The sequence below is a fragment of the Martelella sp. NC20 genome, from assembly GCF_013459645.1.
Lineage (GTDB): Bacteria > Pseudomonadota > Alphaproteobacteria > Rhizobiales > Rhizobiaceae > Martelella.
In genome coordinates this window covers 4,130,279-4,155,693 of the sequence record NZ_CP054861.1, presented here as the reverse complement: position 1 = coordinate 4,155,693, position 25,415 = coordinate 4,130,279, and the positions used below count along the sequence as shown (strand labels likewise).

General features: G+C 60.8%; 18 protein-coding genes. 12 read left to right on the top strand and 6 right to left on the bottom strand.

What is annotated here, in order from left to right; genetic code table 11:
* Window positions 1–185: 185 nt before the first annotated feature.
* On the top strand, window positions 186–5,927 hold the full coding sequence (locus tag HQ843_RS19885) for an autotransporter outer membrane beta-barrel domain-containing protein (protein WP_180901551.1): 5,742 nt from the start codon (window positions 186–188) through the stop codon (window positions 5,925–5,927).
* An 89-nt stretch (window positions 5,928–6,016) separates the two neighbouring features.
* Here the strand turns inward: HQ843_RS19885 and HQ843_RS19880 are convergent, their stop codons facing one another.
* Window positions 6,017–6,376 carry a hypothetical protein gene (locus tag HQ843_RS19880; protein WP_180903288.1) on the bottom strand — a complete coding sequence of 120 codons (360 nt, stop codon included), beginning with the start codon at window positions 6,374–6,376 and terminating at the stop codon, window positions 6,017–6,019.
* A gap of 66 nt (window positions 6,377–6,442) precedes the next feature.
* On the opposite strand from HQ843_RS19880, the gene HQ843_RS19875 reads away from it, so the two are divergent.
* Window positions 6,443–6,874: a CoA-binding protein gene (locus HQ843_RS19875; protein ID WP_180901553.1), complete on the top strand. Its 432-nt coding sequence runs from the start codon at window positions 6,443–6,445 to the stop codon at window positions 6,872–6,874.
* A 7-nt stretch (window positions 6,875–6,881) separates the two neighbouring features.
* On the opposite strand, the gene HQ843_RS19870 is transcribed toward HQ843_RS19875, so the two are convergent.
* Window positions 6,882–7,259: a DUF6455 family protein gene (locus HQ843_RS19870; protein ID WP_180901554.1), complete on the bottom strand. Its 378-nt coding sequence runs from the start codon at window positions 7,257–7,259 to the stop codon at window positions 6,882–6,884.
* A 118-nt stretch (window positions 7,260–7,377) separates the two neighbouring features.
* Between HQ843_RS19870 and HQ843_RS19865 the strand changes: the two genes are divergently transcribed.
* A complete protein-coding gene (locus HQ843_RS19865) occupies window positions 7,378–8,661 on the top strand; it encodes an O-acetylhomoserine aminocarboxypropyltransferase (RefSeq protein WP_180901555.1) in 1,284 nt (427 codons plus the stop codon).
* 80 nt (window positions 8,662–8,741) lie between these two features.
* On the opposite strand, the gene HQ843_RS19860 is transcribed toward HQ843_RS19865, so the two are convergent.
* Window positions 8,742–9,842, bottom strand: a complete 1,101-nt coding sequence (locus tag HQ843_RS19860; RefSeq protein WP_180901556.1) for a GGDEF domain-containing protein — start codon at window positions 9,840–9,842, stop codon at window positions 8,742–8,744.
* Window positions 9,843–10,239: 397 nt separating this feature from the next.
* Between HQ843_RS19860 and clpP the strand changes: the two genes are divergently transcribed.
* The 8 genes from clpP (at window position 10,240) to HQ843_RS19820 (ending at window position 20,802) form a co-directional block, all read left to right on the top strand.
* On the top strand, window positions 10,240–10,866 hold the full coding sequence (gene clpP / locus HQ843_RS19855) for an ATP-dependent Clp endopeptidase proteolytic subunit ClpP (RefSeq protein WP_180901557.1): 627 nt from the start codon (window positions 10,240–10,242) through the stop codon (window positions 10,864–10,866).
* Window positions 10,867–11,259: 393 nt separating this feature from the next.
* Window positions 11,260–12,540, top strand: a complete 1,281-nt coding sequence (gene clpX, locus HQ843_RS19850; RefSeq protein ID WP_180901558.1) for an ATP-dependent Clp protease ATP-binding subunit ClpX — start codon at window positions 11,260–11,262, stop codon at window positions 12,538–12,540.
* A gap of 248 nt (window positions 12,541–12,788) precedes the next feature.
* Entirely contained in the window at window positions 12,789–15,206 is a 2,418-nt protein-coding gene (gene lon, locus HQ843_RS19845; protein ID WP_180901559.1) for an endopeptidase La, read from the top strand.
* Window positions 15,207–15,395: 189 nt separating this feature from the next.
* On the top strand, window positions 15,396–15,689 hold the full coding sequence (locus HQ843_RS19840; RefSeq protein ID WP_319520003.1) for an HU family DNA-binding protein: 294 nt from the start codon (window positions 15,396–15,398) through the stop codon (window positions 15,687–15,689).
* A gap of 214 nt (window positions 15,690–15,903) precedes the next feature.
* Complete coding sequence (locus HQ843_RS19835; protein WP_180901560.1) at window positions 15,904–16,527, top strand: TetR/AcrR family transcriptional regulator; 624 nt, start codon at window positions 15,904–15,906, stop codon at window positions 16,525–16,527.
* Window positions 16,528–16,585: 58 nt separating this feature from the next.
* Window positions 16,586–17,605 (top strand): ketol-acid reductoisomerase, encoded by a 1,020-nt coding sequence (gene ilvC / locus HQ843_RS19830; RefSeq protein WP_180901561.1) that lies wholly within the window; start codon window positions 16,586–16,588, stop codon window positions 17,603–17,605.
* 281 nt (window positions 17,606–17,886) lie between these two features.
* Window positions 17,887–19,113 (top strand): aminotransferase-like domain-containing protein, encoded by a 1,227-nt coding sequence (locus tag HQ843_RS19825; RefSeq protein ID WP_180901562.1) that lies wholly within the window; start codon window positions 17,887–17,889, stop codon window positions 19,111–19,113.
* Window positions 19,114–19,311: 198 nt separating this feature from the next.
* Window positions 19,312–20,802: an MFS transporter gene (locus tag HQ843_RS19820; RefSeq protein WP_210275312.1), complete on the top strand. Its 1,491-nt coding sequence runs from the start codon at window positions 19,312–19,314 to the stop codon at window positions 20,800–20,802.
* On the opposite strand, the gene HQ843_RS19815 is transcribed toward HQ843_RS19820, so the two are convergent.
* Window positions 20,799–21,571 (bottom strand): IS5 family transposase gene (locus HQ843_RS19815; protein WP_246710122.1). Its coding sequence is split into 2 segments (ribosomal slippage): window positions 20,799–21,241 and window positions 21,241–21,571, totalling 774 coding nucleotides; the frame shifts between segments, so codons are not numbered across the junction. The genes HQ843_RS19820 and HQ843_RS19815 overlap by 4 nt on opposite strands.
* 772 nt (window positions 21,572–22,343) lie before the next feature.
* Between HQ843_RS19815 and HQ843_RS19810 the strand changes: the two genes are divergently transcribed.
* On the top strand, window positions 22,344–23,294 hold the full coding sequence (locus HQ843_RS19810; protein ID WP_180897501.1) for an IS110 family RNA-guided transposase: 951 nt from the start codon (window positions 22,344–22,346) through the stop codon (window positions 23,292–23,294).
* 90 nt (window positions 23,295–23,384) lie between these two features.
* Here HQ843_RS19810 and proX read toward each other — a convergent pair whose 3' ends face one another.
* Both proX and HQ843_RS19800 read right to left on the bottom strand, forming a co-directional pair.
* A complete protein-coding gene (proX, locus tag HQ843_RS19805) occupies window positions 23,385–24,392 on the bottom strand; it encodes a glycine betaine/L-proline ABC transporter substrate-binding protein ProX (RefSeq protein WP_180901563.1) in 1,008 nt (335 codons plus the stop codon).
* A gap of 110 nt (window positions 24,393–24,502) precedes the next feature.
* Window positions 24,503–25,414, bottom strand: coding sequence for an ABC transporter permease (locus HQ843_RS19800; RefSeq protein ID WP_180901564.1), 912 nt, complete (start codon window positions 25,412–25,414; stop codon window positions 24,503–24,505).
* Window position 25,415: the final 1 nt, after the last annotated feature.

Sequence of the window (25,415 nt, the reverse complement as noted above, 5' to 3'; positions counted from 1 at the left end):
AATTTCAGGCAGCGTGACGATTTCCCGCCTCTGTTCGCGGGAATCTTGTGCGTTGCAGGTTTGCAACTTTCGTTCTCCGATGCCCGTAAACGTTAGCAACCACTATCGATCTTGCTTGTATTTCCACTCGCTTGATGTCATTCAGCTAAGACAGGAATCGGAATTTTAGCTTTTTGGGGGATTAAATGACATTGTCTGATGTGAAACTGCGCGGCGGGCGCATGACCAAGATTGCAGGTACCGCGGCCAGCTATGCACCGCGCGGAACGGCGTCGGTACTCGCGCTCAGCATGCTCGCGCTTTCCTCCGGCGCGACCTATTTCGGCACCGGCGTTTCTTCAGCCTTCGCCGCGAATGAGTGCGGAGCGGCGGGCGGCCCCAATGCGGTGATCGAGTGTACCGGCAATAAGCCAAACGGCATCACCTACAATAACCTGCAGGGCGCGACCGTTACTCTCAATTCCCCCAGCATGAAAATCGGCAACGGCCTCTTTAACACAAGAGGGGTGAGGCTCACCTCGACCGGTGGTAATGCACTGACCTTCAATGCCGACAGCTACGACAGGATTTACTGGCCGGTTGTGCTTCAAGGCGATGGCGAGGTAGCCGCAAACTTTTCCGGCGGTACCGTGACCAGTTCGTTGTCGGCTGATGCCGTCGCCATAACGCTTACGTCAGCGGGTGCGGTCGCTCATGCCGGTACCGTGATCCTTGACGGGACGACGATAAATGCCGGCAATATCTTGGCGTCCGGAAACAGCGCGGTCATCATCAACGGCAATGCCGACGGTTCGGTCATGACCGCGACCATCACCGGAGGTTCCTCAATCGACATTGAAGGCGGTAATTCTTTCGGTGTGCGCCTCAGGGGTAGCGGCGCCGGCAATTCCGGAATGGTGATCGTCGACGGTGCCAGCGATATTAGTGCCTACCAGATCGTATCTTTGAATACGAGCAAGGCAACCGCCATCAGCGTCGAAACATCCGGCGCTTCGAGCATGGGCTACGTGTCCTTGTCCGGTGATGCCGATGTAAGCGCTTCGGCCACCAATTCGATCGTCAGTTCTGTTTCAACCGGCGTTTCCAACAAGGCCGGCGATGGCGGCGTCAACACCATCGTCGATAACGCAACTCTGACGTCTTCCGCGACTTCGCTCCTGACCTCGACAGCTTTCGGGATCGACAACCAGAGCACCGGCGGAACGGCCGAAGCTACCGTGAAAGGGGCAGGTTCGGTTTCGGTCACGGCCAACAGCTTTGTATCGCTTGGCGATACGGACCAAGCCTCCTCAACAGCGATCCGCAACGTTTCCGATACCCAGGGTGCGACCGTCTATGTCGCCGAAAACGGAACCGTGACCTCCGAAGCCACAATTACTTTTGGTAACGCGATTGCCTCCGGCGTCATCAACAACGCCGGCCTTGGGGGGGGCGTTGTTCTGGATGCTGGCGCGATCACCGCGACGGCAAGTGCGACTACTTTGGGTGCCGCGACTGTCTCCGGCGTCATCAACAGCGCCGGCCTTGACGCGCTTGTTTTTCTGAATGAAAGCACGATCGCCGCGACGGCAAGTGGAACGGGCCTCATCGAAGCCGTGGCCGTTTCCAACATGGCTGCCGATGGACTTGCCGGTGTCGGCGGCAGCGCCAGCACGCTTTCGGCTTCTGCCACCAGCTCGCTCGGTCAGGCATTGGCCACCGCCGTCGATAACATCGCCGTTCTCGGCGATGCCGCAGCCGTATTCGACGGTAGCAGCCAGATCAGCGCCACCGCCAATGGCGCGAGCGATGCTCAGGCCGTGGCGATCGACAGCGGCTCGCAGCAGGGCGACGCCGCTGCGAGCGTGGACGGCGCCAGCACCGTGAATGCCGAGGCTAGCAGCGCCAACAGCTACGCAGTTGCATCCGCGGTTGAAAACCGGGCGGAGAAAGAGGCGCGCATTCGTGTCCGTGGCGGCAGCACGATCACCAGCACGGCAATGGGCGCCGCAAGTGCCGGCCTTGGCGGTTTCGCCGCCAAGTCGACCGGCTTGCTCAACGCTTCGACCGCGGGTGATGCCTCCACGGTCATCGACGACATGTCGGGTGTTTCCGCGCAAGCCTTCAGCACTGTGGAAAACACAAGCGCCATGGGCGTCAATAACTTCACATCGCTTGGAACGGCGCGCACCGTGGTCGACAACGGATCGAATATCGATGCCCTGACGGCCAGCCAGCTTGACTCCTCCGCCGTTGCGGTCAGCAACAGTTCCGACAATGGCGAAAGCCGTGTCGATCTCGACAACCAGAGCAGCGTCAACGCCAGCGCCGACAGCGAAGCGGGCAGTGCCTCGGCCACCGGTATCGCGAACAATGCGGTCGATGGCAACGCCATTGTTCTCGTGCTCGGCGGCAGCGAGGTCTCCGTCGGCGTCAGCGGCAGCGACGTTTATGCCTATGGCGTGACCAACATGCTGAGTGGCGCCGGCGTGGCCGGTTTCGCCCTTGATGAGGGCAGCACGATCGACGTCGGCACTCTGGATCAGGCAACGGCAACGGCGTCCGTTGTCGGCGTCAACAATGTCGCCAAGGGTCCGCTCGGCTCCGTATTCGCTTCGATCAAGGGCATGATTTTCGGTTCGGCAGACGCTGTCGGCGCCGCTGAAGTCTATGGCGTCATGAATGCCGCGCAGGACGGTGATGCCGTGATCGGTCTTTCGGACACGGCAGAAATTGTTGCTGAGGCCATGAGCGCAGCAGACACCACGGCCGTCGCTGTCGACAACACCACCGCCTCCGGCGATGCAATGGGCGTTGCCGAGGGAGCCTCCAGGCTGACCGCTTATGCCCAAGGTGATCTCGTTGCCAATGCGACCGGGTTCAACAACGCATCGGCTTCGGGCAATGCGTGGCTTTCTCTTGATGGTTCGGCCAGCGTGAGCGCAAGTGCGATTAGCAATACAGCTTCGGCTGAGGCCAAGGCGTTGGACAACCTCGCCACTGACGGCAACGCCTATGTCGAACTGCTTGGTACCAGCCTGGCTTCAGCCGACGCCAGCGGTGTAACCGCCACGGCGCGCGCGGTGGCCAACGAGGTGCATGGCGCCGGCGAGGCGAGCCTGAAGCTTGATGCCGGGAGCACACTTCTTGCAACGGCATCGGCAAGCGATCTGGCAATGACTGCGGCTGCGACCAACTTCGCCGATGACGCCGGCGGCTCTGCCAGCGCTTTGCTGGCCGGCCTGATCTCGGTCAGCGCCGATGGCGATGACGAAGTCAACGCGGGTGGCGTGTGGAACAGTGCCGAGTTCGGCGACGTCACCATGGGCGTGGCCGGCACCAGCGTCATCACGATCGACTCCGTCAGCGCGCTCGACGCATATGCGACCGGGCTCAGGAACATGACCCGCACGGGCGGTGCGCTGCTGACCATCGACGCGGGAGCCGGGATCACTGTATCGGCCACCGGAACGAGTGACGCGGAGGCGACCGGCGCCGAGAACCTGGTTGGCGGCGACAACCTCGCCCTGTCCGACCTGGGCGGCACGATTTCAGCGGTTGCGACCGGCGTTGGCGGCGAGGCGGAAGCAATCGGCCTCACCACGAACACGGAAGGCGCAGGCGATGCGGTCTCGCTGGTGAGATCAACCGCGTCAGTCACGGCGACGGCGACGGATACAACAGGCTTTGCGAGCGCGATTGGCGTGAGCAGCGAGTCCTACGATGAAGGTGATGCCTATGTCGAAGCCGCGGCCGGCGCCTCGATCAAGGCAAGCGCGAGCGGCGATGCTCTTTCCCTGGCCATCGGCCTTGGCGCTCTTTCGGAGCTTGGCGATGCCACAGTAACAACTGCGGCCGATATCGTGGTGGACGCGACGCTGGCCTCGTCGGCTGGCGATATCAATGCTGCCGGCGCCATCGCTCAGGTGAACAATGGCGGCGTCGCCACTTTGACGATGACGGGCGGCTCGATAGTCTCGACCGCTTCCGTGGCTGACAGGGCCTCCGGCCTTATAACCTTCACCCGCGGCGCGGGCGCCACCTACGCTGTCAACGCTCTCGGCGGTTCGGTGCTTGCCGATATCGGTATCATGACCGACTCCGAAGCAGGACAGACCGGCACGATCATGATCGGCGCTGATGCCGCGATCACGTCTTCGGGCGGACATGACGGCAAGGCACTCGTCGATCTGGACGGTTCCGTTACCGTTACGACCACCGGCACGGTGGTCGGTTCTGCGATGCTTGGCGCGGGCGACGACACCTTCAATCTCGTCGGCGGTTCCTGGACCGGCGATATCTTCGGCCAGGACGGCGATGACGCTTTCAACTGGACCGGCGGCGCGCTCAACAGCGGCTTCTACGGTGCGGCCGGAAACGACACCGCTTATCTCAGCGGCGGCGCGATCTATGATGGCACCGAGGTGTTCGACGGCGGCGACGGCGTCGATACGCTGACCTTCGACGGCGTCTCGGCGACCACCGCGGGTTCGCTTGTCACCAACTGGGAAACCTTCAACCTCGACAACACCATGCTGACGCTGACCGGCGGCGCGATCACCGTGGGTTCGACCTCGGTCGCAACCCAGGGGATTTACCTCAACGGCTCGACGCTTCAGGTCAACGAGAGCACCGTCTTCAACGGCAACATGTTCCTGAATTCCGGCTCGACGCTTTCGTCGGTCGACGGCGCGACGGGCGATGCCATGACGGTGACGGGCAACCTCACCGGCGGCGGCACGCTGGCGATCGATGTCGATCTGGCGAATGCGCTGGGCGACACGCTCACGGTCAACGGCGCCTATCTCGGCGGCGTCACGACCCTGTCGCTCAACGAGCTTTCGACTGGTTATGCCTCTGGTGCGCCGATCGAGATCATCACGCTTGACGGCGGCGAGACCGGCGCTTTCGTACTGCCGGGCTACAACGTCTCCGGCGCCTATGCCTACGACCTGACCGAGGTCGGCAACCAGTATTTCCTGACCGGAGACTTCTCCAACGCGACGCCGGTCTATGAAGTCCTGCCGGAGCTGATGCTCACGCTGAACCGCCCTGACTCGCTGCAGGACCGTGTCGGCGAGCGCTACTGGAACCTTGGTGACGTTTCCGATCCGGGCTATGTCTGGGCCGATTTTTCGGGCGGACGCGAACATTATGACGGCAGCGAAGGCACCCTGAATGCCTCTTACGACGCCGATATCTACCGGCTTCGTATGGGTGTGGACGGGCAGTTCGGTGAAAATGAAAGCGGCTTCGCGGTCGGAGGCCTGGTCTTCCAGTATGCCAATGCAACGGCCGACGTCAGCTCCCGCGTCGGCGGCGGCGATCTCGTCACCCAGCTGTTCGGCTTCGGCGCAACGATGACCTGGTACGGCAATAACGGCTTCTATGTCGACGGTCAGGCCTTCGGCAATGTCATCAGCAACGACATCACGATCGGCGGCGCGCCGTCGCTCAGCATGAAACAGTCCTACGGCTATTCGCTCTCGGCCGAGACCGGTTTCCGCTTCGACGTGGCGCCGGGTTGGGCTGTGACGCCGCAGGCGCAGCTCTCCTGGGGCTCGGTCAACTTCGATGATTTCACCGGCGTCTACAATGAAGACGTATCGCAGGTGGATGGCGACAGCCTTGCGGTTCGCATGGGTCTGGAAACCGACCGTCGCACCAATTGGACCACTGCGACGGGAGAAGCCCGCAGCGCTTCGTTCAATGGCATCGCGAACGTTTATTACGACCTCACGGACGATCCGAGCGAAGTCAGGGTGTCGGGCGTCAACATGTCGACTGACGACGGCGACTGGACCGGCGAGATCGGCATTGGCGGGACCTACACCTGGCTCAACGGCAAGCTCGGCATCAATGGCGATCTGACGGCTTCGACCGGGCTGGAGAACTTCGGCGACAGCTACGGCCTGACCGGCAAGGTCCGCTTCCAGATGCAGTGGTAGGCAACTGAGGCTTCTGTGACGAAACCCCCGCGATCTTGCGATCGCGGGGGTTTTTCAGTTAGGTTGGTGCTCAGCTTTTGGTCAGCGTCTCAATCGTTGCCGATGCAGCCGAACATGTCGAAGCCGAGAACGCCATCGTCACACTCGGGCGGTCCGGGCTTGCAGGACAGCGTTGGGCAGGCATTGGTGTCCTTTGTCGGGATCTCTCGACGGATCGCATGGCCGCCCTGGCCAAAGCAGATACCGGCGTTGTCGACATAACGGTCATAAAGGATGCGGCCGCTGCCGCTGGGGGAGGGGTAGCGCAGGATCGCCGCTCCCTGCTGCCGCAAAATCGAAAGAACCTGATTGCAGGTCATGTCCTGTATGTCGTAACGATTGATGGGTTCCTGGGCGTTCGCCGTGCCGAATGAGGCCAGAAGCAAACCGGCCGCGATGAAAGTTTTCATGATGTAAAACCCGTGAAGGCCTCCCTGATTGTCTGAATAACCCGCGTCAAAAGGAATTGTTTCACCATGGTACAACTTCAAATCGACGATTCAATTATTATCGATGTCCTGAAGACGGTCCGTCGGATCGCGCTTGTCGGCGCCTCGCCCAAACCGGAGCGCCCCAGCCACCGGGTGATGGCGTTCCTGATGTCGAAGGGATATGAGGTCGTGCCGGTCAATCCGGGGCTTGCGGGCAAGACGATCCACGGCCAGAGCGTCTATGGCAGCCTTGCGGATATTCCGGGCGCGATCGACATGGTCGATATCTTCCGCGCCTCGGCCTTCGTCGGCGGCGTCGTCGACGAGGCGCTGGCGCTTGCGCCGCTGCCGCGGGTCATCTGGATGCAACTCGATATCCGCGACGATGCCGCAGCCGAGCGGGCCGAAAAGCTGGGCCTAACCGTGATCATGGATCGGTGCCCGGCCATCGAATATCCCCGTTTGATCGGCGCTTGAAGGCGCGTCAGCCTTTCTCGCGCAGCATGTCCGGCTCAGCGCGCATTTCATTCAGCAGCGCCTCGTTGTCGCAATAGTCGCGGAAGTTCTCGGCGGCGGTATTTCGGGCGAGGTCGGCGCGGCAGCGTTCCTTGTCGCGGCAGCCGGCGCAATTGGCTTCCATGGCGTAATAGAGCCTGCGATACTGGAATTCCGCCTCGACCGGATCGATGTTGAGCGTCTTCATCATCTCGGTCATCTCCGCGGCGTCGCGCGGCTCGGCGAGGGCGAATTGCGCCGTCGAGATCGCCGGGAAAACCGCATTCGAGCGGCCCCTTGCTTTCGATCGATGCCGGCGGGCCGGATTGCGATCGGCTCGGGCAATGTCTTCGGGCAAAATATCCATTGCTGTTGTCCTCGTTGTCGACAGCAATGCTGACACTTGTATAAAAGACAGCATTGATCCCGATCAAAGAGCCGGAGGGTGCTTTCGGCCGGGGCACAACAAAGGGAAGGAATTCACGATGGAAAACCGGGAACCGGGATTTTCGACGCTTTCGATCCATGCGGGCGCTGCACCCGACAGCGCCACGAACGCGCGGGCCACGCCGATCTATCAGACGACCTCGTTCGTCTTCAACGATTCCGATCACGCGGCAGCCCTTTTCGGGCTCAGGGAATTCGGCAATATCTATACCCGGATCATGAACCCGACCACGGCCGTGCTCGAGGAGCGCGTCGCAGCCCTTGAGGGCGGGTCGGCGGCCCTTGCGGTTGCGTCCGGTCATGCCGCCCAGTTCCTGACATTTCACATGCTGATGCAGCCCGGAGACAATTTCGTCGCCGCCCGTCGTCTCTACGGCGGTTCGATCAACCAGTTCGGCCATTCGTTCGAGAACTTCGGCTGGCAGGTGCGCTGGGCCGATCCTGCCGATCCCGAGAGCTTCGCCGCTGAAATCGATGATCGCACCAAGGCGGTCTTCATCGAAAGCCTCGCCAACCCGGGCGGCACATTCGTCGATATCGAGGCGATCGCCAGGGTCGCGCATGATCACGGCCTGCCGCTGATCGTGGACAACACCATGGCCACGCCCTATCTGGTGCGCCCGATCGCGCATGGCGCCGATATCGTCGTGCATTCGCTGACCAAGTTCCTCGGCGGCCACGGCAACTCCATGGGCGGGATTCTGGTCGATGGCGGTACGTTCGACTGGTCGAAATCGGGCAAGTATCCGATGCTGTCTGAACCGCGCAGCGAATATGGCGGCCTGGTGGTCCACGAGGCCTTCGGCAGTCTCGCCTTCGCGCTCGGCGCCCGGGTGTTGAGCCTGCGTGACCTGGGGCCGGCGATCTCGCCGTTCAACGCGTTCATGATTGCGACCGGGATCGAAACCCTGCCGCTGCGCATGCAGCGCCATTGCGACAATGCCCTGGCCGTCGCCAAATGGCTGAAGCAGTCGGACAAGGTGTCCTGGGTCGGCTATTGCGGGCTGGAGGACGATGCCAATCATGGTCTTCAGCAGCGTTATTCGCCGAAGGGGGCAGGGGCCGTCTTCACCTTTGGCCTGAAGGGCGGTTACGAGGCCGGAAAGACCTTTGTCGGCGGTCTCGAACTGTTCTCGCATCTCGCCAATATCGGCGATACAAAGTCGCTGGTTATCCACCCTGCATCCACAACCCATGCACAGCTTACGCCGGAACAGCAGGTCGCGGCCGGCGCCGGTCCGGATGTGGTCCGTCTGTCGATCGGTATCGAGGATGTCAATGATATCATTGCCGATCTCGAGCAGGCCCTGAGCAGGATTTGAGCAGGATCTGATCTGTTCGGACGGGCGATGCGTAGCCGTCGCCCGTCACGCAGTCCGAATAATTCACAGGCTGCAAGCCGTTACACGGCGAGTGCGACCTCGTGCTCGGCGGCCTCGGCGAGCGGTTGCGCCGGGCCATCGTAGAACACGATGCGATTGCGCCCGTCACCCTTCGCCTTGTACAGCGCGCGGTCGGCCTCGGTGAGCATGGATTCGATATCGCCGATCCGGCCGCGCATCAGTGTGACGCCGATGCTGACAGTCATCCTCAGTTCACGGCCGTCTTCGCGAAACGGCGTGGCCTCCAGAGAAGACCTGATCCTCTCCGCTATCTGGCCTGCGGTCTTGCGGTCGGTGACCCGTGTGAAGATTGCGAATTCTTCGCCGCCGGTGCGGCCGAAAATGTCCCTTTCGCGCAGGCACTGGCGCACCACGTGGGTGAAATTTACCAGCGCCCTGTCGCCCGCGCTGTGGCCGTGAGCATCATTGATGCTCTTGAAATTGTCGAGATCGAGCGAAAAAAAGGCAAACAGATCGGTCTTGGCGGAGCGGTGGGACATTTTCTCGATTTCATCAATCACGCCGCGCCTGTTCAAGACGTTGGTGAGCGGATCGCTGAAGGCAAGGTCGCGCAGATCCCGTTCCAGCCTCTCGACGGTCAGCCATACCGCGAGGAATCCCTTGAGGGAGAACAGCACAAATCCCGTTATGAGGGCAATCGAGGTGGTTGCGCTACCAAGTGAGGGCGGCGAATTCTGCATATTGTAGGCGCTTAAAAGGGCAAGGCATGTGAGGGCCTCAAACGCAAAAACCGCCATGAGCGACCGGCGAAAATGCACTCTGAGAGAGTGCACGTTCCTCACCATGAAATAAAAGCCGTAAATGGAGATCGCGAAGGCTGCGACATAGAAGCTCGCGACATTGGCAACGCTGTCAAAACCCGCAATCCTGCTGAAAATCACAGCGGTGAACCAGACGCCGACGATCGCCATGGTGAAAGCCGCGGGCCGGTCTTCGCCGCAAAGGCTGAGCAGTCCCGCGGTCGAAAGCGCGCGGGCGCAGATCAGGCCTGTGAACGCTATCATGCCGATCAGACGAAGGTCGTCGCGATGGGCGAGCATGAGCAGAGCAAGTCCGATTGCCTGGGCGAGTAGCGCCAGAACCCAGTAAACCACATACATACGCGCCCGATTCCGCAACCACAGGGGGAGCAGAAAGGCGGCCAGAAGCAGACTGTCTGCCGACCATGCTATGACTGCGGTCAAGTTATACGGCAAATCGAAATCCCGAATTCCTTTGATGCGGGGGCCTGAACATAGCGAGCGCGAGACCTATCCTCCAGATAGGTTCCGGCCCATTTTTGGTATTAATCGATTAAGTTTGTACGCGGAGGAAGTTTTGCACAGTTGAAGCATGAATAAAAGGACCTTTCTGATGGCGCAGCCTTTCGCGCGAGATGCAAACCATCTCTTGAAGTGACCAAACCATCTCTTGAAGTGACAAGGTGTGGCACTCTATGTAGGAGGGACGACAAGATTCGAATAAGACCGGCGACAATCAGCCGCCCGAAGGACAGCCATGACAAATCCCGTAGACACCGCGATGGCCCTCGTTCCCATGGTTGTGGAGCAGACCAATCGCGGCGAACGTTCCTATGACATCTATTCGCGCCTTTTGAAGGAGCGGATCATTTTCCTGACCGGGCCCGTCGAGGACCATCTGGCGTCGCTCGTCTGCGCGCAGCTGCTGTTTCTCGAAGCAGAGAACCCGAAGAAGGAGATCGCGCTTTACATCAACTCGCCAGGCGGCGTGGTAACGGCCGGCATGGCGATCTACGACACCATGCAATTCATCCGTCCCGCCGTTTCCACCCTGTGCGTCGGCCAGGCGGCCTCCATGGGTTCGCTGCTGCTTGCGGCCGGTGAAAAGGGCATGCGCTTTGCCACGCCGAACGCGCGCATCATGGTCCATCAGCCTTCCGGCGGCTTCCAGGGGCAGGCGTCGGACATCGAGCGCCATGCCCGCGACATCATCAAGATGAAGCGCAAGCTGAACGAGGTCTATGTCCGCCATTGCGGCAAGACTTACGAGGAAGTTGAAAAGACGCTCGATCGTGACCATTTCATGGATGCCGGCGAGGCGAAGGACTGGGGTCTTATCGACAAGGTCATGACCTCGCGCAGCGAAATCGAAGGCGTGAGCTGAAGCCGGCCAGTCCGGATCGTTCGCGTTTTCGGCCGGATCGTTCGCGTTTTCGGCCGATTCGTTCGCGTTTTCGGATTGACGGTTGTGTTTGACCGGCCCGGGACATGTCGCAGAGTTGCAATTCGCGATATGCAAATCTTGCCGGTCGGCGCTTTTGGGGTTTTATCCGCCGTATAAGCCGTTAATAGTATGGCAAACCGAAGCTGTTACGACATCGTAGTGCGTAACAGTGCTGGGTAGTGCGTAACAGGGCCGGGCTTGACGGCATGGCCCGGAAGCGGGCATGACCCGTCGTGTTGTTGCCCTTTTGTTTTGCGAGCGTTCTTCAGGGCGGCAGAAAGCGAATAAGATAGTGGCCGTTCCAGGTGGGCGGCTTACTGGAAGGAAGTGATAATGAGCAAAGTCGGCGGTAACAATGGCGGTGACTCGAAGAACACGCTCTATTGTTCCTTTTGCGGAAAGAGCCAGCACGAGGTCCGTAAACTGATCGCTGGCCCGACCGTGTTCATCTGTGATGAATGCGTTGAGCTGTGCATGGACATCATCCGCGAGGAAAACAAGACCTCAATGGTGAAGTCGAGCGACGGCGTGCCCACTCCGCAGGAGATCATGGAGGTTCTGGACGAGTATGTGATCGGACAGAACCATGCAAAGCGCATCCTGTCGGTGGCGGTCCATAACCATTACAAGCGGCTTGCCCATGCCGCCAAGGGCGGCGGCGAGATCGAGCTTGCCAAGTCCAATATCCTGCTCGTCGGTCCGACCGGTTGCGGCAAGACCTATCTTGCCCAGACGCTCGCCCGCATCATCGACGTGCCGTTCACCATGGCCGACGCGACGACGCTGACGGAAGCGGGATATGTCGGAGAGGACGTCGAGAACATCATTCTGAAGCTCTTGCAGTCCGCCGATTACAATGTCGAACGCGCCCAGCGCGGCATCGTCTATATCGACGAGGTCGACAAGATTTCGCGCAAGTCCGACAATCCCTCGATCACCCGCGACGTGTCGGGCGAGGGCGTTCAGCAGGCGCTCTTGAAGATCATGGAAGGCACTGTCGCCTCCGTGCCCCCGCAGGGCGGGCGCAAGCATCCGCAGCAGGAATTCCTGCAGGTCGACACCACCAACATCCTGTTCCTGTGCGGCGGCGCGTTCGCGGGCCTCGACAAGGTCATCTCGGCGCGCGGCGAGCGCACCTCGATCGGCTTCGGCGCATCCGTTAAGGCTGCCGATGACCGTCGCGTCGGCGATGTGCTGCGGGAACTGGAGCCGGAAGACCTGGTGAAGTTCGGGCTTATCCCCGAATTCATCGGCCGTCTGCCGGTGATCGCGACGCTGGAAGACCTCGATGAGTCAGCCCTGATGCAGATCCTGACCGAGCCGAAGAATGCGCTGGTCAAGCAGTATCAGCGCCTGTTCGAAATGGAGGACGTGGAACTGTCGTTCCAGGATGACGCGCTGATCGCCATTTCGCGCCGCGCGATCGAACGCAAGACCGGCGCGCGCGGCCTCCGCTCGATCATGGAGAAAATCCTGCTCGATACGATGTTCGAGTTGCCGGCCCTGAAGGGGGTCCGCGAGGTCGTGATCTCGGAAGAGGTCGTCGAAGGCACCGCCCAGCCGCTCTACATCTACGAGAATCGCGCCGGCGACAAGGCCAATGCCTCGGCCTGAGGCAGGCGCATATTGAAATACATGCGCGGGCAGGGCGGTTTTATCGCCCTGCCCTTGGCGTTTTAGGGCATATCCGGCACGTAACGGCCGAGATTGCCGGTTTGTTCCGCCGAATTTGCGGTACAGCTTGAAATCGCGCTTTTAAAGCGCCACTTGTTCCGCAACAATCGAGATGAAGCTACGGGTTGCTCCCAACGACCCGTCAATGCTGCCCGGTCTCCCTCCGGGCGGTCGGAAAGGAAAAAGACATGACGCAGAACGCGCCAGCAGCGGAAAACGCCGCTTTCCCCGTGTTGCCCTTGCGTGACATCGTGGTTTTCCCCCACATGATCGTTCCGCTGTTCGTCGGCCGCGAGAAATCCATCCGCGCGCTTGAAGAAGTGATGAATGCCGATCGCCAGATCATGCTGGTCACCCAGATCAATGCCGGCGACGATGATCCGGAGCCGGACGCGCTTTACCGCATCGGCACGATCGCCAACGTGCTGCAATTGCTGAAATTGCCCGACGGGACCGTAAAGGTTCTGGTCGAAGGCAAGGCGCGCGCGGCAATCGACGATATCCGCCTTGAGAACGACTTCTACGAAGCCAATGCCAGCGAGCTCTCCGAGCCGGAAGAAGACGCGGTCGAAATCGAAGCGCTGTCGCGCTCGGTCGTCTCCGAGTTCGAGAATTACGTGAAGCTGAACAAGAAGGTTTCGCCCGAGGTCATCGGCGCCGCCGGCCAGATCGAGGATTATTCGAAGCTTGCCGATACGGTCGCCTCGCATCTTGCGATCAAGCTGACCGAAAAGCAGGAGATGCTGGAAACCACCAGCGTGAAGGGCCGTCTCGAAAAGGCGCTCGGCTTCATGGAAGGCGAAATCTCCGTCCTTCAGGTCGAAAAGCGCATCCGTACCCGCGTCAAGCGGCAGATGGAGAAGACCCAGCGCGAATATTACCTGAACGAGCAGATGAAGGCCATTCAGAAGGAACTCGGCGAGGGCGAGGACGGCCGCGACGAAATGGCCGAGCTCGAAGAGCGCATCAAGAAGACCAAGCTCTCCAAGGAAGCCCGTGAAAAGGCCGATGCGGAGATGAAGAAGCTGCGCAATATGAGCCCGATGTCGGCCGAGTCGACCGTTGTTCGCAATTATCTGGACTGGCTGACGGGCCTGCCGTGGAATTCGAAGTCGAAGATCAAGCGCGATCTGAAATCGGCCGAGAAGGTGCTCGAGGAAGATCACTTCGGTCTGGAAAAGGTCAAGGAACGCGTGGTCGAGTATCTCGCCGTGCAGGCGCGCGCCAAGAAGCTCAAGGGGCCGATTCTCTGCCTCGTCGGTCCGCCCGGCGTGGGCAAGACCTCGCTCGCCCAGTCGATCGCCAAGGCGACCGGCCGCGAATATGTGCGCATGGCGCTTGGCGGCGTTCGCGACGAGGCCGAGATTCGCGGTCACCGCAGGACCTATATCGGGTCGATGCCCGGCAAGATCGTCCAGTCGATGAAGAAGGTCGGCAAGAGCAATCCGTTGTTCCTGCTCGACGAGATCGACAAGATGGGCGCCGATTTCCGCGGCGATCCGTCCTCGGCCCTGCTCGAGGTACTCGATCCGGAACAGAATTCGACGTTCATGGATCACTATCTTGAGGTCGAGTACGATCTGTCGAACGTGATGTTCATCACCACGGCGAATACGCTCGATATTCCGGGCCCGCTGATGGACCGTATGGAGATCATCCGGATCGCCGGCTACACCGAGGACGAGAAGCTGGAAATTGCCCGCCGTCACCTTCTGCCGAAGGCGATCCGCGAGCATGCTCTGAAGCCGGAAGAGTTCTCGGTCGATGACGGCGCGCTGACCCGCACGATCCAGCAGTACACCCGCGAAGCGGGCGTGCGCAGCCTTGAGCGCGAGCTGATGAAGCTTGCCCGCAAGGCCGTGACCCAAATCGTCAAGGGCGACAAGACCGAGGTTCATATCACCGCGGACAATCTTGACGACTATCTCGGCGTCCAGCGCTATCGCCACGGCGAGGCGGAAGGCGACGACCAGGTCGGCATCGTCACCGGTCTGGCATGGACGGAAGTCGGCGGAGAACTGCTCACGATCGAGGGCGTGATGATGCCGGGCAAGGGTCGCATGACCGTCACTGGCAACCTGCGTGACGTGATGAAGGAATCGATTTCGGCGGCGGCCTCCTATGTCCGTTCGCGCGCGGTCGATTTCGGCATCAAGCCGCCTATGTTCGACAAGAACGACATTCACGTTCACGTTCCGGAAGGCGCCACGCCCAAGGACGGTCCGTCGGCGGGTGTCGCGATGGCGACAGCCATCGTCTCGATCATGACCGGCATTCCGATCCACAAGAACGTGGCGATGACGGGCGAGATCACGCTGCGCGGCCGGGTTCTGCCGATTGGCGGGCTGAAGGAAAAGCTGCTTGCGGCGCTGCGCGCCGGCATTACCAAGGTGCTGATCCCGGAAGAGAACGCCAAGGACCTGCCGGACATACCGGACAACGTCAAGAACGGTCTCGAGATCGTGCCTGTGTCGCGTATGGGCGAGGTTCTCCAGCACGCCCTGCTGGAGGTTCCTCAGCCCATCGAATGGGACCCGGAAGCTGAGCCGGTCGCCATTTCGAGCGATGAATCGGAAAGCGACTCGGGCAAGACAGTGGCGCACTGACGCCGAACAATCGCCACTTTTCACGGGCTCCTGTGGAAAAGGGGCGCTCAAGGCCGGTTAACAACCGGCCTTTTGCGTGCAAAATGCCCCAAACCCCTTGCAATTCCCTGAAACGCAGGGCTTTTGAATTGCAGCGGGCTTTGGTGGCGTGTAACTAAAACCCCTGAGACATGACTAGTTTCGAACCATTTGAGAAAGGGTGGAAACATGAACAAGAGTGAACTCGTAGCATCCGTAGCCGAAAAGGCTGGCCTGTCGAAGACCGACGCGGCTTCCGCTGTAGATGCCGTATTTGACGCCGTTCAGGGCGAACTGAAGAATGGCGGCGAAGTCCGTCTGGCCGGCTTCGGCGCTTTCACGGTATCCCACAGCGCCGCGCGCAAGGGCCGCAATCCTTCGACCGGTGCTGAAGTTGATATCCCGGCGCGCAACGTTCCGAAGTTCACGGCCGGCAAGGGCCTCAAGGAAGCTTGCAACTCCTGATCTCGCGTTTAGCGGAAAAGCCCGGAGCCTTGCGTTCCGGGCTTTTTTTATGCGTAAATTTGTTAGTATGTACTTACCTAAAAGGTGAGGGACCTTTATTGCCGGTTCAGCCGGCCGGAACCGGTCTCGGGCGATCATCAAAACGCTTGACCTCGGCGAAAATCTGCTGCACTAGGTACCGTACCGTACGTTACCTATTCGAGAGAACCGTTTCTTGTCCGACGATACCGACATCGAAGCCCATTTTTCGCCCCGCCAGCAGGCGGTGCTCGAGCAGGCGCTCCGGCTTCTGGTCGAGGGTGGCGAGAAGTCCGTGACGACGGCGGGGATAGCGCGCGCGGCAAGCTGCTCGAAGGAGAGCCTCTACAAATGGTTCGGCGATCGAGACGGGCTGCTTGCAGCGATGGTCGTCTATCAGGCCAGCAAGGTTCGCACCTTCGAAAGCGCGGGCCATCGCCTTGACGGTGACGAACTCAAGCGGCATCTGACGGCCTTCGGGCAGGATCTGCTGGAAGTGCTTGCGGGCGATGTCTCGCTGGCGCTGAACCGGCTGGCGATCGGCCGCGTGACGCGGGATGGACAAAAACTGGGCCGCATGCTGCTTGAGCGCGGGCGCGCGCAGATCGACCAGCGGGCCCGGGCGCTTCTGGAAGACGGCAGGCGTTCCGGCGTGCTGCTGTTCGACAATGGCGACGAGGCCTACCGGGTGCTTTACGGGCTGATCGTAGGCGACAGTCATGTGCGCCAGCTTCTGGGCGAGGTTGCCGACCGCGGCATGTTCCGGCGGCGCGCCGAGCGAGCGGTTGAACGTTTCTGGCTGCTTTACGCGGCCAAATGAACAGACGCCGCCTTCGGGCGGTCGATGAAAAGACAGGTTGTCAAGGGAAGGAAAGACAATGCGTGTTTACTACGATCAGGATGCTGATCTCAATCTCGTCAAGAGCCGCAAGGTAGCGATCATCGGCTATGGCTCGCAGGGCCGCGCCCATGCGCTGAACCTGAAGGACAGCGGCGCCGAAAACGTCGCCATCGCGCTGCGCGCCGGTTCGTCCACCGCCAAGAAGGCGGAGGCCGACGGCTTCGAGGTCAAGACCGTCGCCGAGGCTGCGGCCTGGGCCGATCTGATGATGATGGCGACGCCTGACGAATTGCAGGCCGGCATCTACAACAGCGAAATCGCGCCGAACATCCGCGACGGCGCCGCGATCGCTTTCGCGCACGGCCTCAACGTCCATTTCGGCCTGATCGAAGCCAAGCCGTCTGTCGATGTCATCATGATCGCGCCGAAGGGCCCCGGCCACACCGTGCGCGGCGAATACCAGAAGGGCGGCGGCGTTCCCTGCCTCGTTGCCGTGCATCAGGATGCCTCCGGCAACGCGCTTGACGTCGCGCTGTCCTATGCCTCCGGCGTTGGCGGCGGCCGCTCGGGCATCATCGAGACGACCTTCCAGGAAGAGTGCGAGACCGATCTGTTCGGCGAACAGGTGGTTCTGTGCGGCGGTCTGGTCGAGCTGATCCGCGCCGGCTTCGAAACCCTGGTCGAAGGCGGCTACGCCCCGGAAATGGCCTATTTCGAATGCCTGCACGAAGTGAAGCTGATCGTCGACCTGATCTATGAAGGCGGCATCGCCAACATGAACTACTCGATCTCCAACACGGCCGAGTGGGGCGAATATGTCACCGGCCCGCGGATCATCACCGCCGAGACCAAGGCCGAGATGAAGCGCGTTCTGAAGGACATCCAGACCGGCCGCTTCACCGCCGAATGGATGCAGGAATGGCATTCCGGCGCTGCCCGCTTCAAGGCCACCCGCCGCCTCAACGATCATCACCAGATCGAGGAAGTCGGCGAGAAGCTGCGCGGCATGATGCCCTGGATCAAGAAGGGCGCACTGGTCGACAAGGACCGCAACTAAGCGCTCTTGAACGGATAGGAAAACGAAAAGCCGGAGAGCGAACGCCCTCCGGCTTTTCATGCCGGTTTGGTTGCTGTGTGGCCGGTGGCGCAACCGGCAGCTCGGCGCTGTTGCTTCCAGATTCGTCACAAAATTACGGAAATCGATGATACTGGGACCGAAAGTTACGCCGGCTCGCCGACAATCGCGGTTTTATTACCGAAAAATAGGTCAGTATTATTGACTTAAATAGCGCTCTGTGATGATGTTTCCCGCACAAAAAGACGTTTGAGGAAACCCCCATGCTCGACTGGGAATCAATCTATGCCACCCGCGCCAAACGGATGGGCGCGTCCGAAATCCGCGAACTTCTGAAGCTGCTCGACCAGCCGGACATCATTTCGTTTGCCGGCGGTATTCCCGATCCCGCGCTGTTTCCGGCGGCGGCCTTCCAGAAGGCCTATTCCGATATTCTTGGCGGCGCGGAAGCCGGGCAGGCGCTGCAGTACTCTGTCAGCGAGGGCTATGTGCGGCTGCGCGAGTGGATCGTGCAACGCATGAATGCGCGCGGCATCAACGCCGATATCGGCAATATCTTCATCACCTCCGGCTCCCAGCAGGCGCTCGATTATCTCGGCAAGATGCTGCTGTCGCCGGGCGACACCGCGCTGGTGCAGTGGCCGACCTATCTCGGCGCGCTGCAGGCCTTCAATGCCTATGAGCCGCGCTATGACAGGCTCGACCTTTCCCGCAACACGGCGCCGGAAGATTACGCCAACGCCGCCCGCGAAGCCGGAAGCCGGGTGAAATTCGCCTATCTCTCGGCCGATTTCGCCAATCCGACCGGCGAATGCCTGACGCCGATGGAGCGCGAAAAGCTGCTCGATATTGCCGACGCGCTCGACATTGCCGTGATCGAGGATGCGGCTTACCGGGCATTGCGCTACGAGGGCGAGCGCCAGCAGACGCTGCTCGCCATGGATTGCGCGCGCTCCGGCGGCATCGAGAACACCCGCACGCTTTACTGCGGCAGTTTTTCGAAGACGCTGTCGCCGGGCCTGCGCGTAGGCTGGGTTTGCGCGGCAACGCCGATCATCCGCCGGCTGGTGCTGGCAAAGCAGGCCGCCGATCTGCACTCGCCGACGATCAACCAAATGGCCGTCGTGCGCGTCGCCGAAGCCGGATTCGATGCCCAGGCCGAGAAGATCATTGCCGTCTACCGCGAGCGTCGCGACGCAATGCTGAAAGCGCTTGCCGAGCACATGCCGGATGGCGTGAGCTGGACAAAGCCGCAGGGCGGCATGTTTGTCTGGCTGACCCTGCCCGAACATATCGATGGCGCGGCACTGCTCAAGGAATCGCTGAAGGAAGCCAAGGTGGCGTTTGTCCCCGGCAACGCATTCTACGCAGACGGAAGCGGCAAGAACCACCTTCGCCTGTCGTTCTCCTGTTCGCAGCCTGCGGCGATCGATGAGGGGATGCGCCGGCTTGGCGCCCTGATCGGCAGCGAAGTCGCCGCAGCCGCCTGACAGCAGTGGAAAAGGCGTTGCCAAGACGCCTTCCGAGCATTTCAATCCGAGGCCCGGTCGCCTGAAGCCGGGCCTTTGTTGTGTGTAGGCGCGGGTGCGGCCCGGCAAGTCTCTCTGCCGGTCGAGAGCCCGTATTCGGCGTGCTGTCATCAAAGTCTCAACCGCGATCTGTAGGACTCCGACGGGGGAGATCCTGCGATGGAAGGGAATATGATGGACGCTATCAACAACGATCCGGGGACTGTGGCAGAGAGCCACAGCGTTCAGCACTATATCGATGAGCATCCCTACTGGGCGGACGGTACGGCAGCGCCGGCGCCGCAGATGACAATGATGCAGTGGCGTATCTGGTGCCTTTCGGTTGCCGGCAAGTTCTTCGAGGGGCTTGTGGTCTTCATGACCGGCGTCGCCATGCCGCTGATCGCCCGCGAATTCGGCCTCAACGCCGCCCAGCATGGTCTTGTCGGCTCGGCCTCGCTGTTCGGCATTCTGATCGGCGCGAGCGCGCTGGGCAGCCTTTCGGATCGCTTCGGGCGCAAGCGGGTCTTCATTTTCGAGATCGGGCTGTTCATTGTCTTTCTTGGGCTGATCGTGTTCACGCCGAATTTCCCGTGGCTGATCGTCTGCCTGTTCGGCATGGGGCTCGCGCTTGGCTGCGACTACCCCACGGCCCATCTCGTGATTTCCGAGAGCACGCCGTCGCGCACCCGCGGCGGACTTGTTCTTTCCGCCTTCGGCTTTCAGGCGGTCGGTGCGCTGTTCGGCACAATCCTCGGCTATATCATCCTCACGCTCGATCCATCGGTCGGCGCATGGCGCTGGATGTACGGTTGCGCGATCATTCCCGCGCTGGCGGTCTTTGCCGGCCGTTTCTTCATACCGGAAAGTCCGCATTGGCTGGCGGTACGGGGCCGGGAGCGCGCTGCCGAGACCGAGCTGCAAAAGCTCCTTCACCGCCAGCCGCGCTATCCGAAGAAGATTTCGATCAATGACCGTCAGAACAAAAACGACGCCAAGCAGCACGCCATCGGCTATCGCGGCCTGTTTCAGAAGCAGAACCGCAGGGCTCTCATCCTGGCCTCGGTGCCATGGTTCCTTCAGGACCTCGGCACCTATGGCATCGGTATCTTTACCCCGACGATCCTGGCCGCGACCGTGGGCCATGAGCGTGCGCATGCCCAGAATATTGCCGACCTCGTGCACAATGATCTCATCGCCGCAAAGGGCGCGGCGCTGCTCGACGTGCTTCTGCTGGTCGGCATTGTCGCAGCCGTCCTGCTCGCCGACAGGCTCGGGCGGATAAGGTTGCAGGTTTTCGGCTTCATCGGCTGCGCCGCGGGGCTGTTCATCGCCGCCCAGGCCGGCTCCTACAGCGGTATGACGCAGACCACACTGATCTTTACCGGCTTCATGCTGTTCAACTTCATGACCAATCTCGGCCCCAATGCGCAGACCTATCTGATCGCCGGCGAGGTGTTCCCGACGCGGATCAGGGGAACGGGAGCCGGGTTCGCCGCCTCGTTCGCCAAGATAGGGGCCTGCCTCACGGCCTTCCTGTTTCCGGTCCTGCTCGCCGATATCGGCACGACGGCATTGCTCTACGCCCTTGTGGCCACATCGCTTGCCGGCGCGGTGGTGACGTTCTTCTACCGCATCGAGACAAACGGCATCAGCCTGGATGCGTCCTAGGCCGTAGACTCGTAACGCTTTAACCATAGTCGCACAGAGAAGAGCTTGATTGCCGCGAGATAGTTGTCGGCGCGTTTGTCGTAACGCGTTGCAATTCCACGCGCTTCTTTGATGCGGTTGAAGAACCGCTCGACGAGGTTTCGATAGCGATAGAGGAACGAACTGAAAGCGAAGGTCTTTTTTCGGTTTCGCTTCGCCGGGATGTTGGCGAATGCCTTCGCCTGAGTTGCCGTGGCGCGGATGGCGTTGGTGTCATAGCCACGATCTGCCAAAAGCGTCGTTCCGGCATGAAGTCTGGTGAGCAGATCTTCGGCGTAGCGACAATCAGCATGCTGACCTTCTGAGAGGCGAAGATCAATCGGCAGCCCATCGGCATCGACGAGAGCGTGGATCTTCGTTGTCAGGCCGCCTCTGGAACGTCCCATGCTTCGATTGGCGCCCCCTTTTTACCGGTGGCGCCATGCTGATGCACGCGAACACAAGACGAGTCGATCATCTGAATATCGCCGTCGAAGGCGGAAGAAATCGCCGTGAGAAGGTGATCCCAGACACCAGCCCGCCGCCAGCGGACAAAGCGATTATAACAGGTGGTGTGAGGGCCATAGCGTTCCGGAACATCGGCCCATGGGCTGCCGGTACGAAAGCGCCAGAGTATGCCGTTGATCACACGGCGGTCATCGACCCGCGGTACGCCGCGGCTGTTATTGGGCAGAAGCGGCTCGATCACCGCCCACTCGAAATCCGTCAGGTCAAAACGTCGGCGCATCAATGGTCTCCTTTCCAGAAACCATTGAATCAAGTCATCGCACCCATGTGAACCCCATTTATGGGTTTACGGCCTAGGGTCGGCGGGCCTTTTACAGGCCAGGGGTGATCCGCTTCGCCTCGCGGAGAGGTATCAGAAACGAAAAGCCCCGGCCGAAAGACCGGGGCTCGGACTGCTGACAAACCATATTGCAGACACCTTGAGTTTGCCTACCCCTCTGCCCGTCACCCCGGACTTGATCCGGGGTCCAGGGCTGCGGAACGCCATACGTGCAAGGGGAACACCCTGATAGCCCTCCAAATTTGGCCCTGGATGTCGGGTCAAGCGCGGCATGACGGAAATATCTGTCAGGGCCTTTGTCAACAAACTGAGCCCCGGCCAAAAAGACCGGGGCTCAGACTGCTGACAAACCCGGAGACGTGCAGTTTGTTGCCTCTGTCAGCCGCCCCCCCACAGGTGTCATGCTCGGACTTGATCCGAGCATCCATCCTGCTCAAGTCCTTGAGCAGAAAGACTCTTTAGCAAGCGCAGGCCGTGTGGCCCTGGATCCTCGGGTCAAGCCCGAGGATTGTTTGTTGAATGCAGGTTATGATGTTGGCGCAGCTGCGGGCTCTTTCACAGCCCGCAGCTGCTGTGGCAGGCGACCGTCCGAGGATTGGGCAACACCCGACGTCATCAAGGTCACTGCCGCACTCTGCCATCGCTTGGAGAGTTGATTGGGCCGCTGCCTGGCACGCCCGCAAACAATCCGAAGCCTAGAGAGGATAGCATCACCATGACCTTTTTGCATCATCCCCCGTGCCGTTGCCTTGGCGTCGATGTCGCCAAGGACACCATCGCCGTTTTTGACGGCCGCATCGCGACGGTCATTCCCAACCAGCGAAAACAGATCCGGCACTTCCTGCGAAAGTGCGATGTCGACCTGGTCATTTGCGAGCCCACCGGCGGCTACGAGATCATCTTGATGGAAGAATGCCGGGGCCTGAAACTTCCGCTCCATCGCGCCGACACACGCAAGCTCAAGGCTTTCATCCGGTCACGCGGCCGCTTGGGCAAGAGCGATGCGATCGATGCGCGGGAAATGGTCGCCTATGGGCTGGAGCGATGGGCAACCCTGCCTTTATGGCATGCGGAGGACCCCTGTGAGGCAAGGCTCAAGGCTCTCGTGCGCCGCCGCGCCGATCTGGTGGCCATGAGGGTGGCCGAGCAGAATCGCGCCAAGGCCCCAAGCGCGCGCGAACTGGGCGGGCGCGACCTGGCCGCCACCTTCAAGGCCCTGCTCACTGTCCTCAACCGGCAGATCGTGCTTGTCGACAAAGCCATCAGTGCGCTGATGCGCTCCGCATCCCTTGTGCAGAGGGCCAGGACCGCAACCGCCATGAAGGGTATCGGCGAAACGACGGCCGCAGCCCTCATTGCCGCCATACCGGAACTGGGGAAGATGGACCGAAAGCAAGCAGCGGCTCTGGCGGGCCTGGCGCCTCATCCAAACGAAAGCGGCAACAAGATCGGCTACCGCAGGATGCGCGGTGGACGGCCAGCCGTGCGAACGATCCTGTTCATGCCCGCCATGCAGGCCGCACAAGGAAGGGGCGAATTCGTCGAATTCTACAAACGCCTCATCCACAACGGTAAAAAGCCAATCGTCGCCCTCGCCGCGGTCATGCGAAAGATAGTCATCACATTGAATGCAAGGTTCAGAGACCAGCTAAGCCAACAGAGTTGATGACGCGGAGTGTGGGGACAGGTTTGTCAACAAAACGAGCCCCGGCCAAAAAGACCGGGGCTCATCATTTCGTTCAATAGGGAAGGCCGATCAGCCTGCGGCGGCGCGGGCCTTTTCAAGCCAGCCGTCAACCGTGTCCTGATTGTTCTTGATCCACTCGGTGGCCTGCGCCTTGACGTCGTCATTACCATTGTTCATGGCAGTGTTCTGGGCGAAGATATCCGGCAGCGGGATCGAGACTTCCTTCAGAAGCGCATCGACCGCCGGGTTGTCGGCTAGGAATTCGTCATTGACGACCGGAACGATGTCGTTGGCGACGAAGCCCATGTAGCACGGATCGGCGACGCATGTTTCGAGACCCTTGGCCGGAGCCGGCAAGTCGACGCCTTCCTTCTGCGGCACTTCGATCCAGACGACGTCCTCGCCCGGCTTCAGCTGGTCGACGGTCCAGTTCGGCGTCCAGGTGTAGAACAGGATGTGCTCGCCATTCTGGTAGGACGCGATCGCGTCCGCCATCGAGGCGGAATAGCCGGCCTTGATCGGGTTGATGTCATCACCGAGATCGAAGTCTTCCATATGCTGCGTGATCGTCAGCTCGCAGCCCCAGCCTGGCGGGCAGGCAACCAGATCGGCCTTGCCATCGCCATTGCGGTCGAAGGCTTCCTTGACTTCCGGACGCTTGAAGTCGTCCAGGGTCTTGATGTCGAACTCTTCGACGGCCGCCTTGTCGACGAGGTAGCCCTGAAGGGCGCCGCCCTTGGCGACCGCGCCGTCAACCTTGGCCTTGCCTTCGAAGGTCGGCTTGTAGGTTTCGTGCAGCGGGAACCAGCCATTGACCCAGAGGTCGACATCGCCCTGCGACACGGCCTGATAGAAGGCGGAGGCGCCGAGCGTCATCGGACCGGTAACGCTGTAGCCGAGATCCTCGAACATCTGCTTGTAGATTTCGGCCTGGAACCAGCCGGTGTCCCAGTCGGCCTGGGCCATCTTGATGGTCTTGCCATCGCCCGGGCCGTCCGCGGCAAAGGCTGCGGCCGGCGCGAGGCTGGCAGCGCCGAGCATCAGGGCGGCGGTCAGTTTGGTGAGATTGTTTTTCATGAGTGTTTCTCCGTTTCTACGTGTTGCGGCGGAGCCTGTTACAGCCAACCGCCTTGGCGACGGGATTGGAGATCCCTTTAAGAAAGCGCCCCGAGAGGGACGCTCTCGTTTTATTCGGCGGTCTTTTTCTGACCGCTGAAAAGCGTACCCAACGCCTGACGGAATGTCATCCGGTTGGGATCCGAAGGCTCGACAAGGCCCTGGGTTATGCGGTCGAGCACGATGGCAAGCACCACGATGCCGACGCCGCCGGCGGTAGCACCACCGACATCGAGCCGGCCGAGGCCGGTGTTGACGACCTGTCCGAGGCCGCCCGCGCCAATCAGCGCTGCGATGACAACCATGGACATGGCGAGCATGAGGGTCTGATTCAACCCCGCCATGATGGTTCTCATGGCAAGCGGGAGTTGAACTTCGAACAGGGTCTGCGAATAATTGGCGCCGAAGGCCTCTGAGGCCTCGATCAGATCGGTGCGCACATTGCGGATGCCGAGATTGGTCATGCGGATGATCGGCGGCAGCGCGAAAATGATGGTGGCGATGATGCCCGGCGCCATGCCGACGCCGAACAGCATCACGATCGGAACCAGATAGACGAAACTCGGAACGGTCTGCATCACGTCGAGGATCGGTCTGACGATGCGCCACATCGTGTCGCTGCGGGCAACGAGAATGCCGACCGGAACCCCGAGAACGGTGCAGAAGATCACCGAGGTCAGGATCATGGCGAGCGTCGTCATCGTGTCCGGCCACAGTCCGATGAGATCAACGAACAGGAAGCCGACAATGGTGACGATCGCCATCGTCCTGCCGACGATGCGCCAGGCCAGCAGCGCAAAGATCGCCGTCATCACCAGCATCGGAACGAAGGCGAGGAAGGTGTCGAGCGCCATCAGGACCTGGTTGACGGGCACCTGAAGCGCGCGGAAGAACGGCCGGAAATTCGGAACCAGAAAGCCGCGGACGAAGTCGTTTACCCAACTATCGAAGGGAATGGTGAAATACTGCGATGGATCGAACAAT